Raw genomic sequence first — 23,927 nt, forward strand, 5'->3', positions numbered from 1 at the left:
AGACAGGGACAGGCCGCAGTACAGCAGGGCCAGCCGCTGGTGATGAATTTGAGGAAAAAATTGTCGGCGGTGTGGTTGCCGTTATCGGTGCCGACGTTCTGGATTCGCCGCGAGATTCATAGGTTTGAACGGTTATCTGCGGGATGATTTTTGCATTACAGGGACAACTGCTGAAACTGTCCAGACTGCCTGCAACAAGGCGACCATCCGTTTTAATCCATCCAATGCCACCGACGATGCGGTAAGTATTGCCATCTTTACCACATGATACCCGGTCACCCATTCGGGCAACTGATATGCCGTTGGTTCTTCTGTTTGATGCTCCTTCCAGCACACGACCACCACAAGTGGTGGGGCCATACATATGCAAAATGTATCCTCTTGCCATAAGTCCTTCTACTTATTATAAAAATAATCCAACAGGCCATTTTACATGCAATAACCACACTATCAATAAGCACTATTTCTAAGTAAAACACCGTTTCAAAACAAGAAAAATCAGGTAATATCGAAAAGCCGCGCTAACCGCAATTCTTCAGTACAATTTTCCCGCCAACCTCTGTAGAATTCCTGCCCTGACCATTCCAAAAATCGAACAATTTTTAACCTATGAGCAATGTTACGCACCAGCCGAAAATCGGCTTCGTCTCCCTGGGCTGCCCGAAAAACCTGGTGGATTCAGAACGCATCCTGACCGAACTGCGCACCGAGGGCTATGACGTGGTGCCAAGCTACGACAACGCCGATATGGTGATCGTTAACACCTGCGGGTTTATCGACAGCGCGGTGCAGGAGTCACTGGAAGCGATCGGTGAAGCGCTGACCGAAAACGGCAAAGTGATCGTGACCGGCTGCCTGGGCGCGAAAGTGGACCAAATCCGCGAAGTGCACCCGAAGGTGCTGGAGATCACCGGCCCGCACAGCTACGAGCAGGTGCTGGAACATGTTCATCACTACGTGCCAAAACCAAAGCACAACCCGTTCCTGAGCCTGGTGCCGGAACAGGGCGTGAAGCTGACGCCGCGTCACTACGCCTACCTGAAAATTTCAGAAGGCTGCAACCATCGCTGCACCTTCTGCATCATCCCGTCGATGCGTGGCGATCTGGTGAGCCGTCCGATTGGCGAAGTGCTGGCGGAAGCCAAACGTCTGGCCGATGCGGGCGTGAAGGAGCTGCTGGTGATTTCCCAGGACACCTCGGCTTACGGCGTAGACGTTAAACACCGCTCCGGTTTCCACAACGGCGAGCCGGTGAAAACCAGCATGGTGGGCCTGTGCGAGCAGCTGTCCAAACTCGGTATCTGGACGCGTCTGCACTACGTCTACCCGTACCCGCACGTTGACGACGTGATCCCGCTGATGGCGGAAGGCAAAATTCTGCCGTACCTGGATATCCCGCTGCAGCACGCCAGCCCGCGTATCCTCAAGCTGATGAAACGCCCTGGCTCCGTTGACCGCCAGCTGGCGCGCATCAAGCAGTGGCGTGAAATGTGTCCGGATCTGACCTTGCGCTCCACCTTTATCGTCGGCTTCCCGGGTGAAACCGAAGAAGACTTCCAGATGCTGCTCGACTTCCTGAAAGAAGCGCGCCTGGACCGCGTCGGCTGCTTCAAATACAGCCCGGTGGAAGGCGCAACCGCCAACGAGCTGGCGGATCAGGTGCCGGAAGAGGTTAAGGAAGAGCGCTGGAACCGCTTCATGCAGCTGCAGCAGCAGATCTCTGCCGAGCGTCTGCAGGAAAAAGTGGGCCGCGAGATCATGGTTATCATCGACGAAGTGGACGAAGAAGGCGCGATTGGCCGCAGCATGGCGGACGCCCCTGAAATCGACGGCGCGGTGTACCTGAACGGCGAAACCAACGTTAAGCCGGGTGATATTATTCGCGTGAAGGTTGAAAACGCGGATGAGTATGACCTGTGGGGTAGCCGGGTTTAATCTCACTGCACATCTTTTACAGGCCGGGTAAGGCGTAGCCGCCACCCGGCACATTTCACTGCACTACCCCTTTATCCTCGGATCCAGCGCGTCGCGCAGTCCATCCCCCAGCAGGTTAAACGCCAGCACGGTCAGGAAAATCGCCAGGCTCGGGAAGATCGCCACGTGTGGCGCAATCACCATATCGGCCCTCGCCTCGTTCAGCATTGCGCCCCACTCCGGCGTCGGCGGCTGTGCCCCTAACCCCAGAAACGACAGGCTGGCCGCCGAGATAATCGACACGCCGATACGCATGGTAAAATAGACCACGATGGACGACACCGTTCCGGGCAGAATATGGCTGAACAGAATGGTGGTATCGCTGGCCCCCATGCTGCGGGCGGATTCAATAAACGTCTGCTGCTTCAGCACCAGCGTGTTGCCGCGCACCAGGCGGGCAAAGGCCGGAATCGAAAAGACCGCCACCGCGATAATAACGTTGGCCATGCCGCTGCCCATGATCGCCACCACGGCAATCGCCAGCAGAATGCCGGGGAAAGCAAACAGCACGTCGCAGATGCGCATGATGATGCGGTCCCACCAGCCTTCATAATACCCGGCGACGAGCCCCAGCACGGTACCGATAGCCGCGCCGATCAGCACCGCGACTACCCCGGCGGCGAGAGAAATTTGCGCCCCCACCAGCACGCGGCTGAAGATATCGCGGCCAAGCGAGTCCACGCCGAACCAGTGCAGCATTGAGGGGCCGTCGTTCAGGCGGTCGTAGTCAAAGTAGTTTTCCGCATCAAACGGCGCTACCCACGGCGCAACGATCGCCACGGCAATTAGCACCAGCACGAACAGCCCCGCCGCCATTGCGACCGGCTGACGGCGAAAACGTCGCCAGAATTCGGACCACGGGGTGCGGACATGCTCCGGTTTCAGCCCCGGCATCGCGTTCAAAACGGCCTGACGCCGCCAGTTCAACAATCGCATCTTACTTATACCTGATGGCCGGGTTAATGGCGGCGTAGAGCACGTCCACCACTAAGTTGATAAGAATAAACTCCAGCGAGAAAAGCAGGACTTCTGCCTGAATCACCGGGTAGTCGCGCATCTCGACGGAATCGACCAGCAGGCGCCCCAGCCCCGGCCAGTTGAAGACCTTTTCCACGACGATAGAGCCACCCAGCAGGAAACCAAACTGCAGCCCCATCATCGTCACCACCGGAATCATCGCATTGCGGAACCCGTGCTTGAGAATGACCCACTTCTCGCTGACTCCTTTCGCCCGCGCGGTGCGAATATAATCTTCGCTCAGCACGTCCACGAACGAGGCGCGGGTAAAGCGGGCCATCACCGCCGACACGGCAGCGCCCAGCGTCATGGAGGGCAGAATGTAATGCTTCCAGGTATCGGCCCCGACGGTCGGCAGCCAGCCCAGTTCAACGGAGAAGATCTGCATCAGCAGCATCCCCAGCGCGAACGCCGGGAAGGAGATGCCGGTCACCGCCAGGGCCATGCCGAGCTTGTCCGGCCAGCGGTTGCGCCAGACGGCCGCAATAATCCCCGCGCCCAGCCCAAACGCCACCGCCCAGCCCATGCTGGCAATCGTTAACCAGAACGTGGGCATAAAGCGGCTGGCAATCTCCTCCGACACCGGACGCCTCGACACCATCGAGATACCAAAATCGCCCTGCAGAACGTTGCACATATAGTGCAGAAACTGCATATACAGCGGCTGGTCGAGGCCCAGCTGTTTACGCACCAGCTCAATGACGGTGGCATCCGCTTCGGGCCCGGCTACCAGACGCGCCGGATCGCCCGGCAGCATATGGACAAACAAAAACACCAGCACCGCCACTATCAGCAGCGTCGGGATAAGCCCCAGCAGACGTTTACAAACATAATTCAGCATGAGGTTTATTTTAAATCCGCATCGTCAAAGCTAAAGCCGGTGTCCGGCATGATGTAGAACCCGGTCAGCGCTTTGTTATGGGCTGAGACCAGTTTCTCCACCACCAGCGGTACCCACGGCGACTCTTTCCAGATAATGTCCTGCGCGTCCTTGTAGAGGCGGGCTTTCTCTTCCGGTTTGGTGGTTTTCAGGGCATCGGCCAGGTCTTTGTCCACCTGCGGATTGCTGTAAAACGCGGTGTTGAACAGGGTTGGCGGCCAGTTCTGCGAGGCGAACAGCGGCGACAGCGCCCAGTCGGCTTCACCGGTCGAGGCCGTCCAGCCGGTGTAGAACATCCGCACGCCGCTCTCTTTCTGCCCTTTCCCCTCCACTTCTGCCGCACGCTGCCCGGCATCCATCGCGGTGACCTGCGCCTTAATCCCCACCTGCGCCAGCTGCTGCTGGGTGAACTGCAGCACCTTCTGCGCGGTGCTGTGATTGTGCGACGACCACAGCGTGGTGCTGAAGCCGTTCGGGAAACCCGCCTCTTTCAGCAGCTCGCGCGCTTTAGCCGGATCGTACGGCCACGGCTGATAGCTTTGCGCATACGCGATAGACGGCGGCAGCACGCCGGTGGCCGGGGTGGCATAGCCCGCAAAAGCGACCTTCACCAGCGCCTGACGGTTAATGGCATAGTTGATGGCTTCACGCACCTTCGGGTTATCGAACGGCTTCTGCGTGACGTTCATGCTGATGTAGCGCTGCATGATAGACGGGCTGGCAACCAGCTCCAGCTTGCTGTTTTTCTGCAGAATGGCGGCCTGCTCATACGGGATGGGGAAGGCAAACTGCGCCTCGCCGGTTTGGAGCATTGCCGCGCGGGTGTTGTTATCCACCACCGGGCGCCAGGTGATGGTGTCCAGCTTCGGCAGCCCCTGCTGCCAGTATCCCGCGAATTTTTTCACCTTCACGAAATCGGTCTGGTTCCAGGTGAGCAGCTCGTACGGCCCGGTTCCCACCGGGTGGAAGCCGATCTCTTTACCGTACTTTTTCAGCGCGGCGGGCGAGATCATCGCCGTCGCCGGATGCGCCAGAATATTGATAAACGCGGAGAATGGCTCTTTCAGGGTGATTTTTACCGTTGCCGGGTCGACTACCTCGGTGCTGGCGATATTTTTATACAGGTTATAGCGCTTGAGGCTGTTTTGAGGATTGCTGGCACGGTCGAGGTTGACCTTTACCGCCTCCGCATTGAAATCAGTCCCGTCCTGGAATTTCACGCCGGAACGGAGCTTGATGGTATAGACCAGCCCGTCGTCGGATACGGTGTACCCCTCCGCCAGCACATTTTTCAGCTTCATCTCTCTGTCGAGACCAAACAGCCCCTGATAGAACGATTTCGCCACCGCCTGGGAGAGCGTGTCGTTGGCGTCGTACGGATCGAGCGTGGTGAAGTTGGAGCCGACGGCAACCACCACGTCTTTGGCGGCGAACGCGGGGGCAGCGGCCAGGGCTGCCGTCACGCTCGCGGCTAACAACCATTTACGCGCTACAAATGTAACCATTATGTTCTCCTGCCTGTTGTAAGTTATAACCGTGAGAAGGCATTGTCCTGGCGCGGCGGAGCCACGAAGTGGCCCGGACCAACCTCACGCAGCGTGACGCGCTCCACGGCTTCGCCGCGTTTACGAATGTTGCTCGGCATCTCATCCTGCAGCAGCACGCGCTGGCCGTGGCGGTGCGCGGGATCGGCAACCGGCACCGCCGCAATAAGCTTGCGGGTGTACGGGTGCTGCGGGTTCTCAAACACCGCCCTTCGCGGGCCAATCTCCACGATTTGCCCCATAAACATCACCGCCACGCGGTGGCTGATACGCTCTACCACCGCCATATCGTGCGAGATAAACAGGAAGGCAATGCCCATATCCCGCTGTAAATCCAGCAGTAAGTTGATAATTTGCGCCCGGATCGAGACATCCAGCGCCGAGACGGACTCATCCGCAATCACCACCTTCGGGTTCAGCGCCAGCGCGCGGGCGATGCAGATACGCTGCCGCTGCCCGCCGGAAAACTCGTGCGGATAACGCCAGGCGTGTTCCGGCTTCAGGCCAACGCGCTCCAGCAGCCAGGCCACGCGACGCTGCGCCGCCTCGCCGTCGAGCAGGTTATGCACCCGCAGCGGCTCCATAATTGAGTACCCTACCGTATGGCGCGGGTCGAGAGAGGCATACGGATCCTGGAAGATAAACTGAATATCTCGCCGTATCGCCTGTAATTTATTATCTGGCAGGGTGTCGATACGTTCACCGTTAAAGGTTATCGTCCCCTCCTGGGTCTCCACGAGCCTGAGCAGCGCCCGCCCGGTGGTGGATTTCCCGCAGCCGGACTCTCCTACCAGCGCCAGCGTTTCACCCGGCCAGAGATCAAAACTGACGTTTTCCACCGCATGCACTTCGCGCTTCAGGCGGTTGAAAATTCCGCTGCGCAGCGGAAAGCGGGTCACCAGATTGCGCACTTCGAGTATCGGTTTACCCGACACCACGGTGTCCTGCTCGCCTTCATCCTCCTGCGGCTCTGTCGCCTCCAGGGAAATCAGCGGAAAACGGCGCGGCAAATCGCTGCCGTTCATTGCCCCAAGCCGCGGCACCGCCGCCAGCAGCGCTTTGGTGTAAGGATGCTCGGGGGCATGAAAAATCTGCTCGACCGCACCGGTTTCCACAGCATTGCCCTTGTGCATCACCAGCACCCGATCGGCGATGTCAGCCACCACGCCCATATCGTGGGTGATGAAAATCACCCCCATCTCCATCTCCTGCTGCAGCACTTTGATGAGCTGCAGGATCTGCGCCTGAATCGTCACGTCCAGCGCCGTCGTCGGCTCATCGGCGATCAGCACCGCCGGACGGCAGGAGAGCGCCATGGCAATCATCACCCGCTGGCGCATGCCGCCGGAAAGCTGATGCGGGTAGCGCCCCAGAATGGCCTGCGCCTCCGGAATGCGCACCAGCTCCAGCATGCGTCTCGCTTCCCTGAGCGCCTCATCGCCGCTCAGCCCCTGATGCAGCCGGATGGACTCGGCAATTTGCTCCCCGACCGGGAACACCGGGTTCAGGGAGGTCATCGGCTCCTGGAAGATCATCGCGATATCCGCCCCGCGCACGCCCTGCATCTGCGCGCCGCTCAGCTCGTTTAAATCGATGACCTGACGGTTACGGCGGCGCAGGAGCATTTTCTCGCTGCTGATTTGCCCGCCCGTCTGTTCCAGCAGGCGCATCAGCGCCAGCGCGGTGACCGATTTACCGGAGCCGGATTCGCCAACAATCGCCAGCGTCTCGCCGCGCCTGAGCGAGAACGATAAATTCTGTACTGCGGGGATGAACTGCCGCTCTTCCTGAAACGCAATATTCAGCTGATGGACAGCCAGCACCTCGCGGTTGTCCAGTTCTTCAGTGTGCGGCACGCGCTGCCCCCTTATTCACGATAGATGCCCGTGCTCGGCTCATCACCGGCATAACCCCAGGCGCGGTACATGCCTTCGCTGTTGAACGGCAGGGCCACGTTGCCCTCACGATCGACCGCAATCAGCCCGCCGACGCCGCCCAGGGCAGGTAATTTTTCCATCACCACGCGCTCGCAGGCCTCGCTCAGGCTTAAACCGCCGTAATCCATCAGCGCGGTGATGTCGTAGGCCGCGAGGGCGCGAATAAACACTTCCCCGGTGCCGGTACACGACACCGCCGCCGTGGCGTTATTGGCATAGCAGCCCGCGCCGGGCAGCGGGCTGTCGCCGACGCGTCCCGGCAGCTTGTTGGTCATGCCGCCCGTTGACGTCGCCGCCGCGAGGTTACCGGCTTTATCGAGCGCCACCGCGCCGACCGTGCCCATTTTGGTGGTTTCATCCAGCGGCGCAGTATGGTCAAGCTGCGTTATGCCCGCCGTACGGGCTTCCAGCAGCTGCTGATAGCGTTCTTCCGTGGAAAACAGATCCGGCGATACCAGTTCCATTCCGTGCTCAAAGGCAAATTTTTCCGCCCCGGCGCCCGCCAGCAGAACGTGCGGGCTCTCCTCCATCACCAGACGCGCCGCCAGCACCGGATTTCGCAGATGGCTCACGCCCGCCACGGCGCCCGCCTTCAGGGTGACGCCGTCCATCACGCAGGCGTCCAGCTCGTGGGTTTCATCCCGGGTAAAAACCGAACCTATTCCGGCATTAAAGAGCGGACACTCTTCCAGCAGGCGCACCGCCTCGGTGACCACATCCAGCGCGCTCTCGCCCGCTTCCAGCATTTTCTGGCCCGTTTCCACAATGGCGTACAGCGCGTCAATGTAGCGCTTTTCCTGCTCGGGACTGAGCTGTGCACGGGTGATTGCCCCTGCGCCGCCATGAATTGCGATTACCGCATTAACCATTCGCATCACCCGTTAGCCTGATTCGCGGCTTTTTCTATAAATATCATTATCGTCGATGAAACTTCAGATGATTTTTGAATATAGAAAGACGCAACAGTGATGTAAAGCGTACACCCATCGGGTCATACAGTTAGCCGCACTTTTCTGCCATAATGGGCGCTTTCGTTGTTACTCCGCAGGAGCCCACCATGGATTTTACCGCCGGACTGATGCCGCTTGAAACGGCACTCTCGCAGATGCTTGACCGTATTTCTCCGCTGCATGACGTTGAGACGCTGCCGCTTGTGCGCTGTTTTGGTCGTATTGCCGCGCGCGATATCGTCTCGCCGATGAACGTGCCGGGGTTCGATAACTCCGCGATGGACGGTTACGCGGTGCGCCTGGCGGATCTCCAGACGGGTAACGCCCTGCCGGTGGCGGGTAAAGCCTTTGCGGGCCAGCCGTTTGGCGGCGAATGGCCTGCGGGCACCTGCGTGCGCATTATGACTGGCGCGCCGGTTCCGCAGGGCTGCGATGCCGTGGTGATGCAGGAAGAGACCGAGCAGACCGACGGCGGGGTGCGTTTTACCGCGAACGTTAAAGCGGGCCAGAACATCCGCCGCACGGGCGAAGACATCACCCTCGGCGCGACCGTTTTTGCCGCCGGGCAGAAATTGACGGTAGGTGAACTGCCGGTGCTGGCGTCGCTCGGCATCGCCGAAGTTGACGTTGTCCGCAAGGTGCGCGTGGCGGTCTTCTCCACCGGCGACGAGCTGCAGCTTCCGGGCCAGCCGCTGCAGGACGGCCAGATTTATGACACCAACCGCCTGGCGGTACACCTGATGCTGGAACAGCTGGGCTGCGAGGTGATTAACCTCGGCATCATTCCAGACGACCCGGAAAAACTGCGCGCGGCGTTTATCGAGGCGGACAAATCCGCCGACGTGGTCATCAGCTCCGGCGGCGTCTCCGTGGGCGAAGCGGATTACACCAAAACCCTGCTTGAAGAGCTGGGCGAAATCGCCTTCTGGAAGCTGGCGATTAAGCCGGGCAAACCGTTCGCGTTTGGCAAGCTTCCGCACAGCTGGTTCTGCGGCCTGCCGGGTAACCCGGTCTCTGCGGCACTCACCTTCTACCAGCTGGCGATCCCGCTGCTGGCGAAGCTTTCCGGCAACAAGGCCAGCCCGCTGCCGGAACGCCTGCGCGTGCGTGCCGCTACGCGCCTGAAAAAATCACCGGGTCGTCTCGATTTCCAGCGCGGCATTCTGGCGCGCAACGCCGACGGCGAAATGGAAGTGAGCACCACCGGGCACCAGGGCTCTCACATTTTCAGCTCCTTCAGCCAGGGCAACTGCTTTATCGTGCTGGAGCGCGAGCGCGGCAACGTGGAAGCCGGCGAATGGGTTGAGGTTGAGCGCTTTAACCACCTGTTCGGAGGCTGACATGACGGTGGAGCTGAGCGACCAGGAGATGATGCGCTACAACCGCCAGATCGTGCTGCGCGGGTTTGACTTTGAGGGCCAGGAAGCGCTTAAGGCAGCCAAAGTGCTGGTCGTCGGTCTCGGCGGGCTGGGCTGCGCCGCCGCGCAGTATCTTGCGGCGGCGGGCGTGGGCAGGATGACGCTGTTGGATTTCGATACCGTCTCGGTGTCCAACCTGCAGCGCCAGACGCTGCACAGCGACGCGACGGTTGGCCAGCCGAAAGTAGACTCTGCCCGCACGGCGCTGGCGCGCATCAACCCCAACGTTCAGTTCACACTGATTGACGCGATGCTGGATGACGACGCGCTGTTCGCGCAGATTGCGCAGCACGATCTGGTGCTCGACTGCACCGATAACGTCGCCGTCCGTAACCAGCTGAACGCGGGCTGTTTTGCCCACAAAACCCCACTGGTCTCCGGCGCGGCAATCCGCATGGAGGGGCAAATCAGCGTCTTCACGTACGCGGATGGTGAACCCTGCTACCGCTGCCTGAGCCGTCTGTTTGGCGAGAATGCGCTGACCTGCGTCGAGGCGGGCGTGATGGCACCACTCGTCGGCGTGATTGGCTCATTGCAGGCAATGGAAGCGATTAAAGTGCTGGCGCACTACGGCACGCCTGCCGCGGGGAAAATCGTGATGTATGACGCGATGACCTGTCAGTTCCGCGAGATGAAGCTGATGCGTAATCCGGGGTGTGAGGTGTGCGGAGGTTAAAGCAAACGGCAACCTTCAGGTTGCCGTTTTAGTGTTTGCTCCCTCTCCCTGTGGGAGAGGGTTGGGGTGAGGGCATCAGGCCGCACCCGTCAGATAGACGTCCGTCCAAACGCCCCCTGCCAGTCCTGCTCAAACTTCACGATCGCCGCATCCACCGCAGGGGAAGTAATAAACTGCTGCGCCACGTCCAGCGGCAGCGTGATGGACTCGCACCCTGCCAGCAGGCAGTCCAGCGCCTGACGCGGGGTTTTAAAGCTCGCGGCCAGCACTTTGGACTGCGGGGCATGCAGCGTCAGCAGTTGCTGTAATTCCACAACGGTCTGGATCCCGTCCCCGCCCTGCGCGTCCACGCGGTTAACGTAAGGGGCCACATACTCAGCTCCGGCCAGGGCGGACAGCATCCCCTGCGCGGCGCCATACACCGCCGTGCCCAGCGTCGGGATCCCTTCCGCTTTCAGCATCTTAATGGCCGCCAGCCCTTCCGCGGTCACCGGCACCTTCACCACCAGGTCGTTAATGATAGCGCGCAGCTTGCGCGCGTCTTCCACCATCCCTTCGGCGGTGGTTGCCATTACCTGCACAAACAGACGGCCCTTACCGTCCAGCGCGTCGTGCAGCGCGGGCAGCAGCTCGTCAAGCGGCGTTTTTCCTGCCGCCACAATGCTTGGGTTGGTGGTCACGCCCGCCAGCGGGAAGATACGCGCCAGCTTTTTGACTGCCGCAACGTCAGATGTGTCGAGATAAAGTTCCATGATGTCACCCTCAAAATTAGCCTGCACTTACCCTATCACGATAAAACCTGCTCAAGAGTTGACCTGAATCAAGATAACTTTCATTCGAAAGTCATTTAATCTTCATATGCAACTTGAGGGCAAAAATATGATCTTCAATATTCAGCGTTATTCCACCCACGACGGCCCCGGTATTCGAACCGTGGTGTTCCTGAAAGGCTGCTCGCTGGGCTGTCGCTGGTGTCAGAACCCGGAAAGCCGCTCGCGCAGCCGGGACGTGCTGTTTGACGCGCGCCTCTGTCTGGAAGGCTGCGACCTGTGCCAGCTGGTGGCACCGGGCTGTATCGAACGCGCGCTCAATGGCCTGGTCATCCACCGCGAAAAGCTGAGTGAAGAGACGCTCAACGCCCTCACCGACTGCTGCCCGACGCAGGCGCTTACCGTCTGCGGTGAAGAGAAGCAGGTCGAGGAGATCATGGCCACCGTACTGCGTGACAAACCCTTTTATGACCGCAGCGGCGGCGGGATCACCCTCTCCGGCGGCGAGCCGTTTATGAACCCGGAGCTGGCGCACGCCCTGTTCAAGGCCAGCCACGAACAGGGTATCCACACCGCCGTCGAAACCTGCCTTCACGTGCCGTGGCACTATATCGAGCCGTCATTACCGTACGTCGATCTGTTCCTCGCCGACCTTAAGCACGTCGACGGAGCGGTGTTCAAACAGTGGACCGACGGTTCGGCCAAACGGATCCTGGACAACCTGAAGCGCCTGGCCGCGGCCGGGAAAAAGATGACCATCCGCGTGCCGCTGATCCAGGGCTTCAACGCGGATGAAGCCTCCATCACCGCCATTACCAACTTCGCTGCCGACGAACTCGGCGTCGATGATATTCATTTTTTGCCGTATCACACGCTGGGCATGAACAAATACACCCTGCTCGGCCAACCCTACTCTGCCCCTGACAAACCGCTGGATAACCCTGCCCTGCTGGATTTCGCGCAGCAGTATGCCTGCCAGAAAGGGTTAACCGCGACCTTACGAGGATAAACCTATGACCACCCTGAATCTCAACACCCTCAGCGAACGTATTAAAGCGCATAAAATGGCGCTGGTGCATATCGTCAAGCCGCCGGTCTGTACCGAGCGCGCGCAGCATTACACCGAAATGTACCAGCAGCACATGGACAAGCCGATCCCGGTGCGTCGCGCCCTGGCGCTGGCACATCACCTGGCGGAACGCACCATCTGGATCAAGCACGACGAGCTGATTATCGGCAACCAGGCAAGCGAAGTGCGCGCCGCGCCGATCTTCCCGGAATATACCGTCTCCTGGATTGAGAAAGAGATTGACGATCTGGCGGACCGTCCGGGTGCGGGCTTCGCGGTGAGCGAAGAGAACAAGCGTGTGCTGCATGAAATCTGCCCGTGGTGGCGCGGCCAGACGGTGCAGGACCGCTGCTACGGCATGTTCACCGACGAGCAGAAAGGCCTGCTGGAAACCGGCATCATCAAAGCCGAAGGCAACATGACCTCCGGCGACGCCCACCTGGCGGTAAACTTCCCGCTGGTGCTGGAGAAAGGTCTCGACGGCCTGCGCGCCAAAGTGGACGAGCGCCGCTCGCGCATCAACCTGACGGTGCTGGAAGACCTGCACGGCGATCAGTTCCTGAAGGCAATTGATATCGTGCTGGAAGCCGTCAGCCTGCACATCAAACGCTTCGCCGACCTGGCGCGTGAGATGGCGTCTACGGAAACCCGCGAAAGCCGCCGCGACGAGCTGCTGGCGATGGCGGAAAACTGCGACGTGATTGCCCACGAGCCGCCAAAAACCTTCTGGCAGGCGCTGCAGCTGTGCTACTTCATTCAGCTGATCCTGCAGATTGAGTCCAACGGCCACTCCGTCTCCTTCGCGCGTATGGACCAGTATCTCTATCCGTACTACCGCCGCGACGTGGAGCTGGACCAGAGCCTGGATCGCGAGCACGCCATCGAGCTGCTGCACAGCTGCTGGCTGAAGCTGTTGGAAGTGAACAAAATCCGCTCCGGCTCGCACTCCAAGGCCTCCGCCGGTAGCCCGCTGTACCAGAACGTCACCATTGGTGGTCAGAAGCTGGTCAACGGCGAGCCGATGGACGCGGTGAACCCCCTCTCCTACGCGATTCTGGAGTCCTGCGGTCGCCTGCGCTCCACCCAGCCAAACCTGAGCGTGCGCTACCACGCGGGCATGAGCAACGACTTCCTCGACGCCTGCGTGCAGGTGATCCGCTGCGGCTTCGGGATGCCGGCATTTAACAACGATGAAATCGTGATCCCGGAATTTATCAAGCTTGGCGTGGAGCGCGACGATGCGTATGACTACGCGGCCATCGGCTGTATCGAAACCGCGGTGGGCGGCAAGTGGGGTTACCGCTGCACCGGCATGAGCTTTATCAACTTTGCCCGCGTGATGCTCGCCGCGCTGGAAGGCGGCCGCGACGCCACCAGCGGCAAGGTGTTCCTGCCGCAGGAAAAAGCGCTCTCTGCCGGCAACTTCGATAACTTCGAGGAGGTGATGGCGGCGTGGGATACCCAGATCCGCTACTACACCCGCAAATCCATCGAGATCGAGTACGTGGTGGATACCATGCTGGAAGAGAACGTCCACGACATTCTCTGCTCGGCGCTGGTGGACGACTGCATCGAACGCGCGAAAAGCATCAAGCAGGGCGGCGCGAAGTATGACTGGGTCTCCGGCCTGCAGGTGGGTATCGCCAACCTCGGCAACAGCCTGGCAGCGGTGAAAAAGCTGGTCTTTGAGCAGGGCGTCATCGGCCAGCAGCAGCTGGCGGCGGCGCTGGCGGATGACTTCGACGGGCTGACCCACGAGCAGCTGCGCCAGCGCCTGATCAACGGTGCGCCGAAATACGGCAACGATGACGATAGCGTGGACATGCTGCTGACCCGTGCTTACGAAACCTACATTGAGGAGCTGAAGCAGTACCACAACCCCCGCTACGGCCGCGGCCCGATTGGCGGTAACTACTACGCGGGCACGTCGTCTATCTCCGCTAACGTACCGTTCGGCGCGGCAACGATGGCGACGCCGGACGGACGTAAGGCCCACACCCCGCTGGCGGAAGGGGCAAGCCCGGCTTCCGGTACCGACCACCTCGGCCCGACCGCGGTGATCGGCTCGGTCGGTAAACTGCCTACCGAGGCGATCCTGGGCGGCGTGCTGCTTAACCAGAAGCTGAACCCGTCGACGCTGGAAAACGACAGCGATCGCCAGAAGCTGATGGTGCTGCTGCGCACCTTCTTCGAGGTGCACAAGGGCTGGCATATTCAGTACAACATTGTCTCGCGCGAAACGCTGCTGGAGGCGAAGAAACACCCTGACCAGTATCGAGACCTGGTGGTACGCGTTGCGGGTTACTCGGCGTTCTTCACCGCCCTGTCGCCGGATGCGCAGGACGATATTATCGCCCGTACTGAGCATACGCTGTAAGAAAACGCCCGGTGGCGCTGCGCTTACCGGGCATTCTGACTTTCATTCGAAATTAAATTTGTGCTCCCCGTCACCTTGTTATTAGAATGTTTCAAAACGCAGTGACCCAGGAGCACAGTATGACCGTTAAAGTTATCGTCACCGATATGGACGGAACTTTCCTTGATGATGCCAAGCAGTACGATCGTGACCGCTTCCAGGCACAGTTTGAACAGCTTAAAGCCCGCGATATTGAATTCGTTGTCGCCAGCGGCAACCAGTATTACCAGCTCATCTCCTTCTTCCCCGAGCTGAAAGAGCAGATCTCCTTCGTGGCGGAGAACGGCGCGCTGGTGTTCGATCACGGCGAGCAGGTTTTCCACGGCGAGCTGACCCACCATGAGTCGCAGATCGTTATTGGCGAACTGCTGAAAGACAAAGGGCTGAACTTTGTAGCCTGCGGGCTGGAGAGCGCCTACGTCAGCGACAAAGCCCCGGACGCCTTCGTGGCGCTGATGTCAAAGCACTATCACCGCTTAAAACGCATCAGCGATTACCGCGAAATCGATGACGTGCTGTTTAAGTTCTCCCTGAACCTGCCGGACAGCGATATCCCGAACCTGGTCGATAAACTGCACGTCTCCCTGGACGGCATCATGAAGCCGGTCACCAGCGGTTTCGGTTTTGTCGATTTGATTATCCCCGGCCTGCACAAAGCCAACGGCATTAGCCGCCTGCTGAAACGCTGGAAAATCTCCCCGCAGGAGTGCGTCGGCATTGGCGACAGCGGCAACGACGCGGAAATGCTGAAGCTGGTGAAATACTCTTTTGCGATGGGCAACGCGGCGCAGAGCATTAAAGACATTAGCCGCTACAGCACCGACGATAACAACCATCAGGGCGCGCTGAACGTGATTCAGGCCGTGCTCGACAACCACTCTCCTTTCGACGTCTGATCCTTTCCTCGCCGGAGCCCCGCTCCGGCCTCTCACTCTTTTTCCGTCCTGTGGCTTGCGTCAAGTTTTTAAACTTGCATTAACTTATTTTTAACTTAAAGTATCACTTGTAGATATTTTTACTTTCGAATGAAAGATGCGAGGCAGTTATGACCTTTACCAGTGAAACCTTGCCAGCGGACCACAAAGCGGCAATCCGTCAGTTAAAACGTGAGTTACGCGCGCAGATCGGCGACGTGCAGGCGGTGTTCGACAAGCTCAGCGATAAAATCGCCACCCGCGTGGCGGAGATCAACGCCCTGAAAAATAAAGGCGAATCCGTCTGGCCGGTGATTCCGTTTGCAGATGTGAAAAACGGCACGATTACCGACGCTCAGCGCGAGGCCGTTAAGCGCCGCGGCTGCGCGGTGATTAAAGGTCACTTCCCCCGCGAGCAGGCGCTGGCGTGGGATCGGTCGATGCTCGACTACCTCGATCTGAACAAGTTTGACGAGGTGTACAAAGGGCCGGGCGACAACTTCTTCGGCACCTTAACCGCCTCCCGCCCGGAGATTTACCCGATCTACTGGTCCCAGGCACAAATGCAGGCGCGCCAGAGTGAAGCGATGGCGCAGGTGCAGTCGTTCCTGAACCGTTTATGGACATTCGAGAGCAACGGCAAGCAGTGGTTCGACCCTGACGTGAGCGTGATTTACCCGGACCGCATTCGCCGCCGTCCGCCGGGAACCACCTCCAAAGGGCTGGGGGCGCATACCGATTCCGGCGCGCTGGAGCGCTGGCTGCTGCCGGCTTACCAGCAGGTGTTTGCCCGCGTGTTTGACGGCAACGTCGAGAAATACGATCCGTGGAACGCCGCGCACCGTACTGAAGTGGAAGAATACACCGTGGATAACACCACCAAATGCTCGGTGTTCCGCACCTTCCAGGGCTGGACGGCGCTGTCGGACATGATCCCCGGCCAGGGGCTGCTGCACGTGGTGCCGATCCCGGAAGCAATGGCCTACATTCTGCTGCGTCCGCTGCTGGACGACGTGCCGGAAGACGAACTCTGCGGCGTGGCGCCGGGGCGCGTGCTGCCGATTTCCGAGAAGTGGCACCCGCTGCTTGTCGAAGCATTAACCAGTATTCCGGCGCTGGAAGCCGGCGATTCCGTGTGGTGGCACTGCGACGTGATCCACTCTGTCGCGCCGGTGGAAAATCAGCAGGGCTGGGGCAACGTGATGTACATCCCCGCCGCGCCAATGTGCGAGAAGAACCTCGCCTATGCGAAAAAGGTCAAGGAAGCGCTGGAAACCGGCGCGTCGCCGGGAGACTTCCCGCGCGAGGATTATGAAAAAAGCTGGCAGGACCGTTTTACCGTGAACGATCTCAATATCCACGGCAAGCGTGCGCTGGGCATGGCTTAACTGTCGTACAGCCCTTCCCGCTCCACGGCGGTGCGTCGTTTCCCCTGACGTATCCGCCGTACCGATTCCCGCACGGCCAGCGTGCCGTTCAGCAGCAATGTTCCTACCGGCGCGTCCGGGCGCATCAGCCGCTGCTGGAGCATATGCACCGCTTCCGTTCCCAGCTCGTCGCGGGGAACATGCACCGCCGTTAAGGGCACATCCTGAATCGCCGCCAGATTAAAGCCGTCAATGCTCATCACCGAGACGTCCTGCGGCACGCGCAGACCGTGATTTTGCAGCGCGCTGATGGTGCCTGCCGCCATAAAGTCCCCGCCTACCAGGAACGCCGTCGGCAGGTCTTTTCCCTTCTGTTGGTTAAGCCACTCGCTCACCAGTTGCTCCGTCTCTCTGGCGCTGAAGCTTGGCACCACCAGCAGATCGCGCCTGTCGTTAAACCTGAGATTATGAGCGTGCCACGCGTCGCGGATCCCCGCCAGGCGCAGCTCCATGGTGTAGCGACGCAGGCACAGCACGTTCATCACCTCGCGGTGCCCCATCTCGAACAGGTACTCCGCCGCCCGCTCGCCGATGGCGCGATGATCCGGGGCAACGGCAGGCAGGCGCATGCGGCGGTCCCGGCAGTTAATCAGCATGCAGGGTTTCCCCACATCCACCGCCAGATCGTGGATATGCGGATCGTCGATACCGAGCAGAATGGCCGCCTGGGTATCCGGCTCGTTCATGCGTGCCAGAAAAATCTGGGCGTCGCTGTCGTTCTCCTCCAGCGCGCAGTAGCGCAGCCGAACCTCGTGCGAGGCAAGCCCTTTGCTCACGCTCTGGATCACGCGGTAGTAAAAGATGTCGGACCGCTCGTCGAAGGCACGCTGAGGGGCAAAAACCACCAGGCTGTTAAGCAGCAGACGCCCCGCCGCCATGCCGTCCATCACCCCCAGCTCCCGCGCGCACGCCAGCACCTTAGCCCGCGCCTTTTCGCTGGTATTCGCTTTGCCTGCCAGCACACGGGAAACCGTACTGATGGAGAGCTGGGTACGGGCGGCGATTTCGGTGATTTTTAGCCTTTTGTCCATTTTGTGATCTGGCTCCATTTGCGAAATGAAAAAATTTTCATAGCGTGTTCATCAGGCAATAACTGACATAAAGACCATCATGCCAGAGGGTTTACGTCAGTTATGAGAAATTTTGCACAAAATCCACTTTTGCCCTCTCATTTTCTTCCCTAAGGTGAACTTGTCACACAGCTTCCATACTAGTTGTATAGCAACTTAAGCATTCTAAGCGGATAGAAATCAAAGGCATAACAATCTGTGTGACACCTGAACCTCCGTCCCCTTACCGTCCGTCTTGTGGAGAGTAAAATGAGTCAGGACATCAATAACACCGTTGCGACAAGCAAAACCCGTCGCGTCATTAAGAATTTGCGCTGGTACGTGCTGGTGCTGTTTTTACTTGGCGTCACCGTTAACTACATCACCCGTAACTCGCTGGGGATCCTCGCCCCGGAACTGAAAGAGAGCCTCGGGATCACCACCGAGCAGTACTCCTGGATAGTCGGCGCGTTTCAGATCGCCTACACCATTTTCCAGCCCCTGTGCGGCTGGCTGATTGACGTCATCGGCCTGAAGATTGGCTTTATGGTCTGCGCCGGGATCTGGGCGCTGATGTGTATCTTCCACGCGGGCGCCGGAAGCTGGCTGCACCTGGCCATTCTGCGCTTCTTTATGGGTGCTTCCGAAGCTGCCGCCACGCCAGCGAATGCCAAAACCATCGGCGAATGGTTCCCTAAATCGGAACGTCCCGTTGCCGCCGGCTGGGCGGGCGTGGGCTTCTCCATCGGCGCGATGCTGGCCCCGCCTATCATCTACTTTGCTCACGCCTCGTTCGGCTGGCAGGGCGCGTTTATGTTTACCGGCGTGCTGGCGCTGCTGTGGGTGATCCTCTGGTGGGCTTTCTACCACAACCCGGAACAGCACCCGAACCTGAGCCGCGACGAGCTGGCGTTTATCAAACAGGATAACGAACCCGCACCGGTCAAGCTGCCCTTCCTGACCGCGCTGAAAACCGTCTCGAAAAACAAACGCTTCTACGGTATCGCCATCCCGGCCTTTATGGCAGAACCCGCCTGGGCGGTGCTGAGCTTCTGGGTGCCGCTGTACCTCGCTAAAGAGCACGGCATGGATTTGAAACAGATCGCGATGTTCGCCTGGCTGCCGTTCCTGGCCGCCGACCTCGGCAGCGTGGCGAGCGGCTACCTCACCCGGCTCTACACCCGCTGGTTCGGCTGCTCCCGCGTGAACTCGGTGGTGGCAAGCTCCGTCACCGGCGCGTTTCTGATGATTTCGCTGGCCATCGTCGCCGTGACTCGCGACCCGTATATCACCATCGTACTGATCTCCATCGGCGGCTTCGGGCACCAGATTATCTCCTGCATGCTGAGCGCGCTGGTGGTGGAGTCCTTCGATAAGGGCCAGATGGCGACCGTCAACGGCATGCGCGGCTCGGCGGCGTGGATCGCCAGCTTCCTGTTCTCCCTGTTAATCGGGGTGACCGCCGACAAAATCGGCTTCAACCCGCTCTTTATTGCCATGGGCTTTTTTGACCTGATTGGCGCTCTCTTCCTGGTGGCATTTATTGCTGAACGTCGCGCCAAGCGCGCCTGATAGTGGATGTATTGCATATGAAAACCCTGAAAAACTGGACCGTTGATAAGCAGTCTGCGAATCATCTGGAGCTGCTGGTCGATAATCAGCACCGCCTGTGCCTGTACGTGCTGGAACAGAACCTGTTCCGCGTGCTGATTAAGCGCAAAGGCGAGCTGGCGCTGGACCGCACCTGGAGCATCGCGCCGGAACAAGACGTGCCGTGGGAAGGCCGCCGTCGTGACGACTTGAGCGGTTTCTCCTGCCCGGCCTGGACCCTGACGCAGCAGGATGACGTAGTGACGGTGGCAACCGAGCAGCTGCGCGTGACCGTCCACCAGCCCCTGTGGCTGGAGTGGCACTACCGTAATGATGCGGGCGAATGGCAGCCGCTGGTCCAGGATCGCCCGACCAGCGCCTACCTGCTGAACGCCCACGGCGATGGCGTGGCGCACTATCTCAGCCGTCGCAAGGATGAGCGTTTCTACGGCCTGGGTGAGAAAGCGGGCGATCTGCAGCGCAACGGCAAACGCTACGAGATGCGCAACCTGGACGCCATGGGCTATAACGCCGTCAGCACCGACCCGCTCTACAAGCACATTCCGTTCACCCTTACCCGCCGCGACGACGTGAGCTACGGTCTGTTTTACGACAACCTGAGCAGCTGCTGGCTGGATCTGGGCAACGAGATCGACAACTATCACACCGCCTATCGCCGCTGGCAGGCGGAAGCGGGTGATATTGATTACTACCTCTTTACCGGCAAGCACGCGCTGGACGTCACCAAAGCCTTCGTGCGCCTGACCGGGAAAACGCTGTTTGGGCCGAAGTGGAGCCTGGGCTACAGCGGCTCGACCATGCACTACACCGACGCACCGGACGCGCAGAATCAGCTGATGAACTTCATCCGCCTGTGCGAAGAGCACGCCATTCCGTGCGATTCGTTCCAGCTCTCGTCCGGCTATACCTCCATCAACGGCAAGCGCTACGTCTTCAACTGGAACTACGACAAAGTGCCGCAGCCGAAGGCGATGAGCCAGGCCTTCCACGACGCGGGACTGAAGCTTGCGGCCAATATCAAGCCGTGCCTGCTGCAGGATCATCCCCGCTATAACGAAGTGGCGGAACGCGGCCTGTTCATTCGCGATTCAGAAACCGACGCGCCTGAACGTTCCAGCTTCTGGGATGACGAAGGCTCGCACCTCGACTTCACCAACCCGCAGACGGTGCAGTGGTGGCAGAACGGCGTGACCACGCAGTTGCTGGAGATGGGCATCGACTCCACCTGGAACGACAACAACGAGTATGAAGTGTGGGACGGGGAAGCCCGCTGCTTTGGCTTCGGCAAGGAGATCGCCATCAAGCATATTCGCCCGGTGATGCCGCTGCTGATGATGCGCGCCTCGCTGGAAGCGCAGCAGCGCTTTGCGCCGGAAAAACGCCCGTATCTCATCTCCCGCTCCGGCTGCGCCGGGATGCAGCGCTACGTTCAGACCTGGAGCGGCGACAACCGCACCAACTGGGACACGCTGCGCTATAACATCCGCATGGGGCTGGGCATGAGCCTGTCCGGATTATTCAACGTCGGTCACGACGTGGGCGGTTTCTCCGGCGACAAGCCGGACGCCGAGCTGTTCGTGCGCTGGGTGCAGAACGGCGTAATGCACCCGCGCTTTACCATCCATTCCTGGAATGACGATCGCACCGTGAACGAGCCGTGGATGTACCCAGGCGTGACCCCTGCGATCCGCAGCGCCATTGAGCTGCGCTACCGCCTGCTGCCGTATCTCTACACCCTGCTCTGGCAGGCGCACGCCGACGACGAGCCGATGCTGCGCCCGACCTTCCTCGACCACGAGCACGACGCGCAGACCTTCGAAGAGTGCGATGACTTCCTGCTGGGCCGCGACCTGCTGGTCGCCAGCGTCGTCGAAGCCGGGCAGCGCGAGCGCCGCGTCTGGCTGCCGGATAACGAAACGGGCTGGTACGATTTTTACACCCACGCGTGGTATGCGGGCGGGCAATCCATCGTCCTTGATGCGCCGCTGGAAAAACTGCCGCTGCTGGTGCGCGCCGGGGCCGGTCTGCCGCTTAGCGAGCGCATCACGCATGTGAGTGCTGAAAAAGATACGACCCGCGAGCTGAAGCTGTTCCCGGTTAAAGGCGTCGGCACAACCACGGGGCTGCTGTTTGAGGACGACGGTGAAAGCTGGGGCTATCAAAAGGGCAATGCGCTGTGGGTGGAATGGGAAATGGAGTGTGATGGCGCAACCATCAACCTGAAGGTCAACGCGCGCGGGGATTATCGTCCGGCGTGGAAGGCGCTGAAGGTGTCGTTACCGGCGGGGGAAAAACGTACGCTGCGGGTGAACGGGGTTGAAGGGAGCGAGTGGGTGGTGTAGTGCGGCCAGATGCCCTCACCCTAACCCTCTCCCACGGGGAGAGGGGATAAAGGCACGACGCCTTTCCCTAAGTATTTCGCGCTGCAGGAAGGCGGCAAACCTGTGAATCCCCGGGAGCTTACATAAGTAAGTGACTGGGGTGAACAGGTGCAGCCAACGCATCTGCAGCGTGAAAGACGACGGGAAATTAGCCGTCGATACCTTTGCTGCGCAGGTAATCTTCGTAGTTACCGCTGAAGTCCACCACGCGCTCTGGCGTAATTTCGATCACGCGGGTCGCCAGGGAGCTGACGAACTCACGGTCGTGAGAGACGAAGATCAGGGTGCCCTGATACATCTCCAGCGCCATGTTCAGCGATTCGATCGATTCCATGTCCAGGTGGTTGGTCGGTTCGTCCATCACCAGAATGTTCGGTTTTTCCATCATCAGCTTGCCAAACAGCATGCGGCCTTTTTCACCACCGGAGAGCACTTTGGCCGGCTTTTTGATGTCGTCCTGGCTGAACAGCAGACGACCCAGAATGCTGCGCACCGCCTGCTCGTCGTCACCTTCCTGCTTCCACTGGCTCATCCAGTCGAAGACGGTCAGGTCATTTTCGAACTCGTACTCATGATCCTGCGCGTAGTAGCCAATCTGCGCGTTCTCGGACCACTTCACGGTGCCGTTGTCCGGCTGCAGTTCACCCACCAGGGTTTTCAGCAGGGTAGATTTACCCACGCCGTTGGCGCCCAGAATGGCAATCTTCTCACCCACTTCCAGCAGCAGGTTGAAGTTTTTAAACAGCGGGCCTTCATCAAAGCCTTTGGTAAGCGCCTCAACTTCCAGCGCGTTACGGAACAGCTTCTTGTCCTGCTCAAAGCGAATGAACGGGTTCTGACGGCTGGAGGCTTTAACCTCTTCCAGCTTGATTTTGTCGATCTGACGGGCACGCGAGGTCGCCTGACGGGATTTAGAGGCGTTAGCGCTGAAGCGGCTCACGAAGGACTGCAGGTCCGCAATCTGCGCTTTCTTCTTGGCGTTGTCGGCAAGCAGACGTTCACGCGCCTGGGTGGCTGCCGTCATGTACTCGTCGTAGTTGCCCGGATAAACGCGCAGCTCGCCGTAGTCCAGATCCGCCATGTGCGTACAGACCATGTTCAGGAAGTGACGGTCGTGCGAGATGATGATCATGGTGCTGTCGCGGTCGTTCAGCGTCTGCTCCAGCCAGCGGATGGTATCGATGTCCAGGTTGTTCGTTGGTTCGTCGAGCAGCAGGATGTCCGGGTTAGAGAACAGCGCCTGCGCCAGCAGCACGCGCAGCTTCCAGCCTGGCGCGACTTCGCTCATCGGGCCGTAATGCTGTTCAACCGGAATACCCACGCCCAGCAGCAGCTCGCCCGCACGCGCTTCCGCAGAGTAGCCATCCATTTCGCCGTACTGGGTTTCCAGATCGGCCACTTTATAGCCGTCTTCTTCGCTCATTTCGGCGAGACCGTAGATACGATCGCGCTCCTGCTTCACTTCCCACAGCTCCGCGTGCCCCATGATCACGGTGTCGAGCACGGTGAACTCTTCGAAGGCGAACTGATCCTGACGCAGCTTACCGATACGCTCGTTCGGATCGAGCGACACGTTGCCCAGCGTCGGCTCTAAATCGCCGCCGAGGATCTTCATAAAGGTGGATTTTCCGCTACCGTTGGCACCAATCAGGCCGTAACGGTTGCCGCCGCCAAATTTGACGGAAATGTTTTCGAACAGCGGCTTACTGCCAAACTGCATAGTGACGTTGCTGGTAACTAACACGGAGAGATTCCTGCGAAAAGTGTGATAAACACGGCATTATGCCACAATTCCGAATTGAGATCCCGTGTTGCGGCAATCCACTAAACTTTAACAAAATCGAAAAAAATGTGATTTCGTACACATCTGAATTCCCTGTTAGCGGGAATGCAC

Annotated in this window: 18 protein-coding genes; 9 read left to right on the forward strand and 9 right to left on the reverse strand. The window is 59.4% G+C overall.

Annotated elements, in window-relative coordinates:
- Positions 1 to 388: PAAR domain-containing protein (locus tag IM291_RS22080; protein ID WP_192986164.1), on the reverse strand; the 388-nt coding region annotated here is incomplete at its 3' end.
- 221 nt (positions 389 to 609) lie between these two features.
- On the opposite strand from IM291_RS22080, the gene rimO reads away from it, so the two are divergent.
- Positions 610 to 1,935, forward strand: a complete 1,326-nt coding sequence (gene rimO, locus IM291_RS03500) for a 30S ribosomal protein S12 methylthiotransferase RimO (protein ID WP_192986166.1) — start codon at positions 610 to 612, stop codon at positions 1,933 to 1,935.
- 63 nt (positions 1,936 to 1,998) lie between these two features.
- Here the strand turns inward: rimO and gsiD are convergent, their stop codons facing one another.
- The 5 genes from gsiD to iaaA are packed head-to-tail and all read right to left on the reverse strand — an operon-like array spanning position 1,999 to position 8,221.
- Positions 1,999 to 2,910 carry a glutathione ABC transporter permease GsiD gene (gene gsiD / locus IM291_RS03505; protein ID WP_028012480.1) on the reverse strand — a complete coding sequence of 304 codons (912 nt, stop codon included), beginning with the start codon at positions 2,908 to 2,910 and terminating at the stop codon, positions 1,999 to 2,001.
- Position 2,911: 1 nt separating this feature from the next.
- Positions 2,912 to 3,832 carry a glutathione ABC transporter permease GsiC gene (gene gsiC, locus IM291_RS03510; RefSeq protein WP_045630942.1) on the reverse strand — a complete coding sequence of 307 codons (921 nt, stop codon included), beginning with the start codon at positions 3,830 to 3,832 and terminating at the stop codon, positions 2,912 to 2,914.
- 5 nt (positions 3,833 to 3,837) lie between these two features.
- Positions 3,838 to 5,376 (reverse strand): glutathione ABC transporter substrate-binding protein GsiB, encoded by a 1,539-nt coding sequence (gene gsiB, locus IM291_RS03515; protein ID WP_047362754.1) that lies wholly within the window; start codon positions 5,374 to 5,376, stop codon positions 3,838 to 3,840.
- Between the two features lie 23 nt (positions 5,377 to 5,399).
- Positions 5,400 to 7,271, reverse strand: coding sequence for a glutathione ABC transporter ATP-binding protein GsiA (gene gsiA / locus IM291_RS03520; RefSeq protein WP_048999335.1), 1,872 nt, complete (start codon positions 7,269 to 7,271; stop codon positions 5,400 to 5,402).
- An 11-nt stretch (positions 7,272 to 7,282) separates the two neighbouring features.
- Positions 7,283 to 8,221, reverse strand: coding sequence for a beta-aspartyl-peptidase (gene iaaA / locus IM291_RS03525; RefSeq protein WP_048999392.1), 939 nt, complete (start codon positions 8,219 to 8,221; stop codon positions 7,283 to 7,285).
- Between the two features lie 188 nt (positions 8,222 to 8,409).
- On the opposite strand from iaaA, the gene moeA reads away from it, so the two are divergent.
- Positions 8,410 to 9,642 carry a molybdopterin molybdotransferase MoeA gene (gene moeA / locus IM291_RS03530; RefSeq protein WP_192986168.1) on the forward strand — a complete coding sequence of 411 codons (1,233 nt, stop codon included), beginning with the start codon at positions 8,410 to 8,412 and terminating at the stop codon, positions 9,640 to 9,642.
- Position 9,643: 1 nt separating this feature from the next.
- The gene (gene moeB, locus IM291_RS03535; RefSeq protein WP_048999333.1) at positions 9,644 to 10,396 is read left to right on the forward strand and encodes a molybdopterin-synthase adenylyltransferase MoeB; all 753 of its coding nucleotides are present in this window, start codon (positions 9,644 to 9,646) and stop codon (positions 10,394 to 10,396) included.
- A gap of 89 nt (positions 10,397 to 10,485) precedes the next feature.
- On the opposite strand, the gene fsa is transcribed toward moeB, so the two are convergent.
- Positions 10,486 to 11,148, reverse strand: a complete 663-nt coding sequence (gene fsa, locus IM291_RS03540; protein WP_048999332.1) for a fructose-6-phosphate aldolase — start codon at positions 11,146 to 11,148, stop codon at positions 10,486 to 10,488.
- Between the two features lie 127 nt (positions 11,149 to 11,275).
- Here fsa and IM291_RS03545 point away from each other — a divergent pair, with 127 nt between their 5' ends.
- From IM291_RS03545 to IM291_RS03560, 4 genes are all read left to right on the forward strand, one after another.
- A complete protein-coding gene (locus tag IM291_RS03545; protein WP_192986170.1) occupies positions 11,276 to 12,175 on the forward strand; it encodes a glycyl-radical enzyme activating protein in 900 nt (299 codons plus the stop codon).
- Between the two features lie 4 nt (positions 12,176 to 12,179).
- Positions 12,180 to 14,612, forward strand: a complete 2,433-nt coding sequence (locus IM291_RS03550; RefSeq protein WP_163332971.1) for a formate C-acetyltransferase/glycerol dehydratase family glycyl radical enzyme — start codon at positions 12,180 to 12,182, stop codon at positions 14,610 to 14,612.
- Between the two features lie 119 nt (positions 14,613 to 14,731).
- Positions 14,732 to 15,547, forward strand: a complete 816-nt coding sequence (locus tag IM291_RS03555) for a Cof-type HAD-IIB family hydrolase (protein WP_192986172.1) — start codon at positions 14,732 to 14,734, stop codon at positions 15,545 to 15,547.
- 149 nt (positions 15,548 to 15,696) lie between these two features.
- Complete coding sequence (locus tag IM291_RS03560) at positions 15,697 to 16,953, forward strand: DUF1479 domain-containing protein (RefSeq protein WP_048957029.1); 1,257 nt, start codon at positions 15,697 to 15,699, stop codon at positions 16,951 to 16,953.
- Here IM291_RS03560 and IM291_RS03565 read toward each other — a convergent pair.
- Positions 16,950 to 18,023 (reverse strand): LacI family DNA-binding transcriptional regulator, encoded by a 1,074-nt coding sequence (locus IM291_RS03565; protein WP_047368158.1) that lies wholly within the window; start codon positions 18,021 to 18,023, stop codon positions 16,950 to 16,952. The genes IM291_RS03560 and IM291_RS03565 overlap by 4 nt on opposite strands.
- A 288-nt stretch (positions 18,024 to 18,311) precedes the next feature.
- Between IM291_RS03565 and IM291_RS03570 the strand changes: the two genes are divergently transcribed.
- Together IM291_RS03570 and IM291_RS03575 are read left to right on the forward strand one after the other, a co-directional pair.
- Complete coding sequence (locus IM291_RS03570; RefSeq protein ID WP_028012467.1) at positions 18,312 to 19,613, forward strand: MFS transporter; 1,302 nt, start codon at positions 18,312 to 18,314, stop codon at positions 19,611 to 19,613.
- A 17-nt stretch (positions 19,614 to 19,630) separates the two neighbouring features.
- Positions 19,631 to 21,994, forward strand: coding sequence for a TIM-barrel domain-containing protein (locus IM291_RS03575; protein ID WP_192986174.1), 2,364 nt, complete (start codon positions 19,631 to 19,633; stop codon positions 21,992 to 21,994).
- A gap of 187 nt (positions 21,995 to 22,181) precedes the next feature.
- Here IM291_RS03575 and IM291_RS03580 read toward each other — a convergent pair whose 3' ends face one another.
- Positions 22,182 to 23,777, reverse strand: a complete 1,596-nt coding sequence (locus tag IM291_RS03580; protein WP_047368156.1) for an ABC-F family ATPase — start codon at positions 23,775 to 23,777, stop codon at positions 22,182 to 22,184.
- Positions 23,778 to 23,927 lie beyond the last annotated feature (150 nt).

The organism is Enterobacter cloacae complex sp. P27C (assembly GCF_014895705.1).
GTDB classification, from domain to species: Bacteria; Pseudomonadota; Gammaproteobacteria; order Enterobacterales; family Enterobacteriaceae; genus Enterobacter; species Enterobacter bugandensis.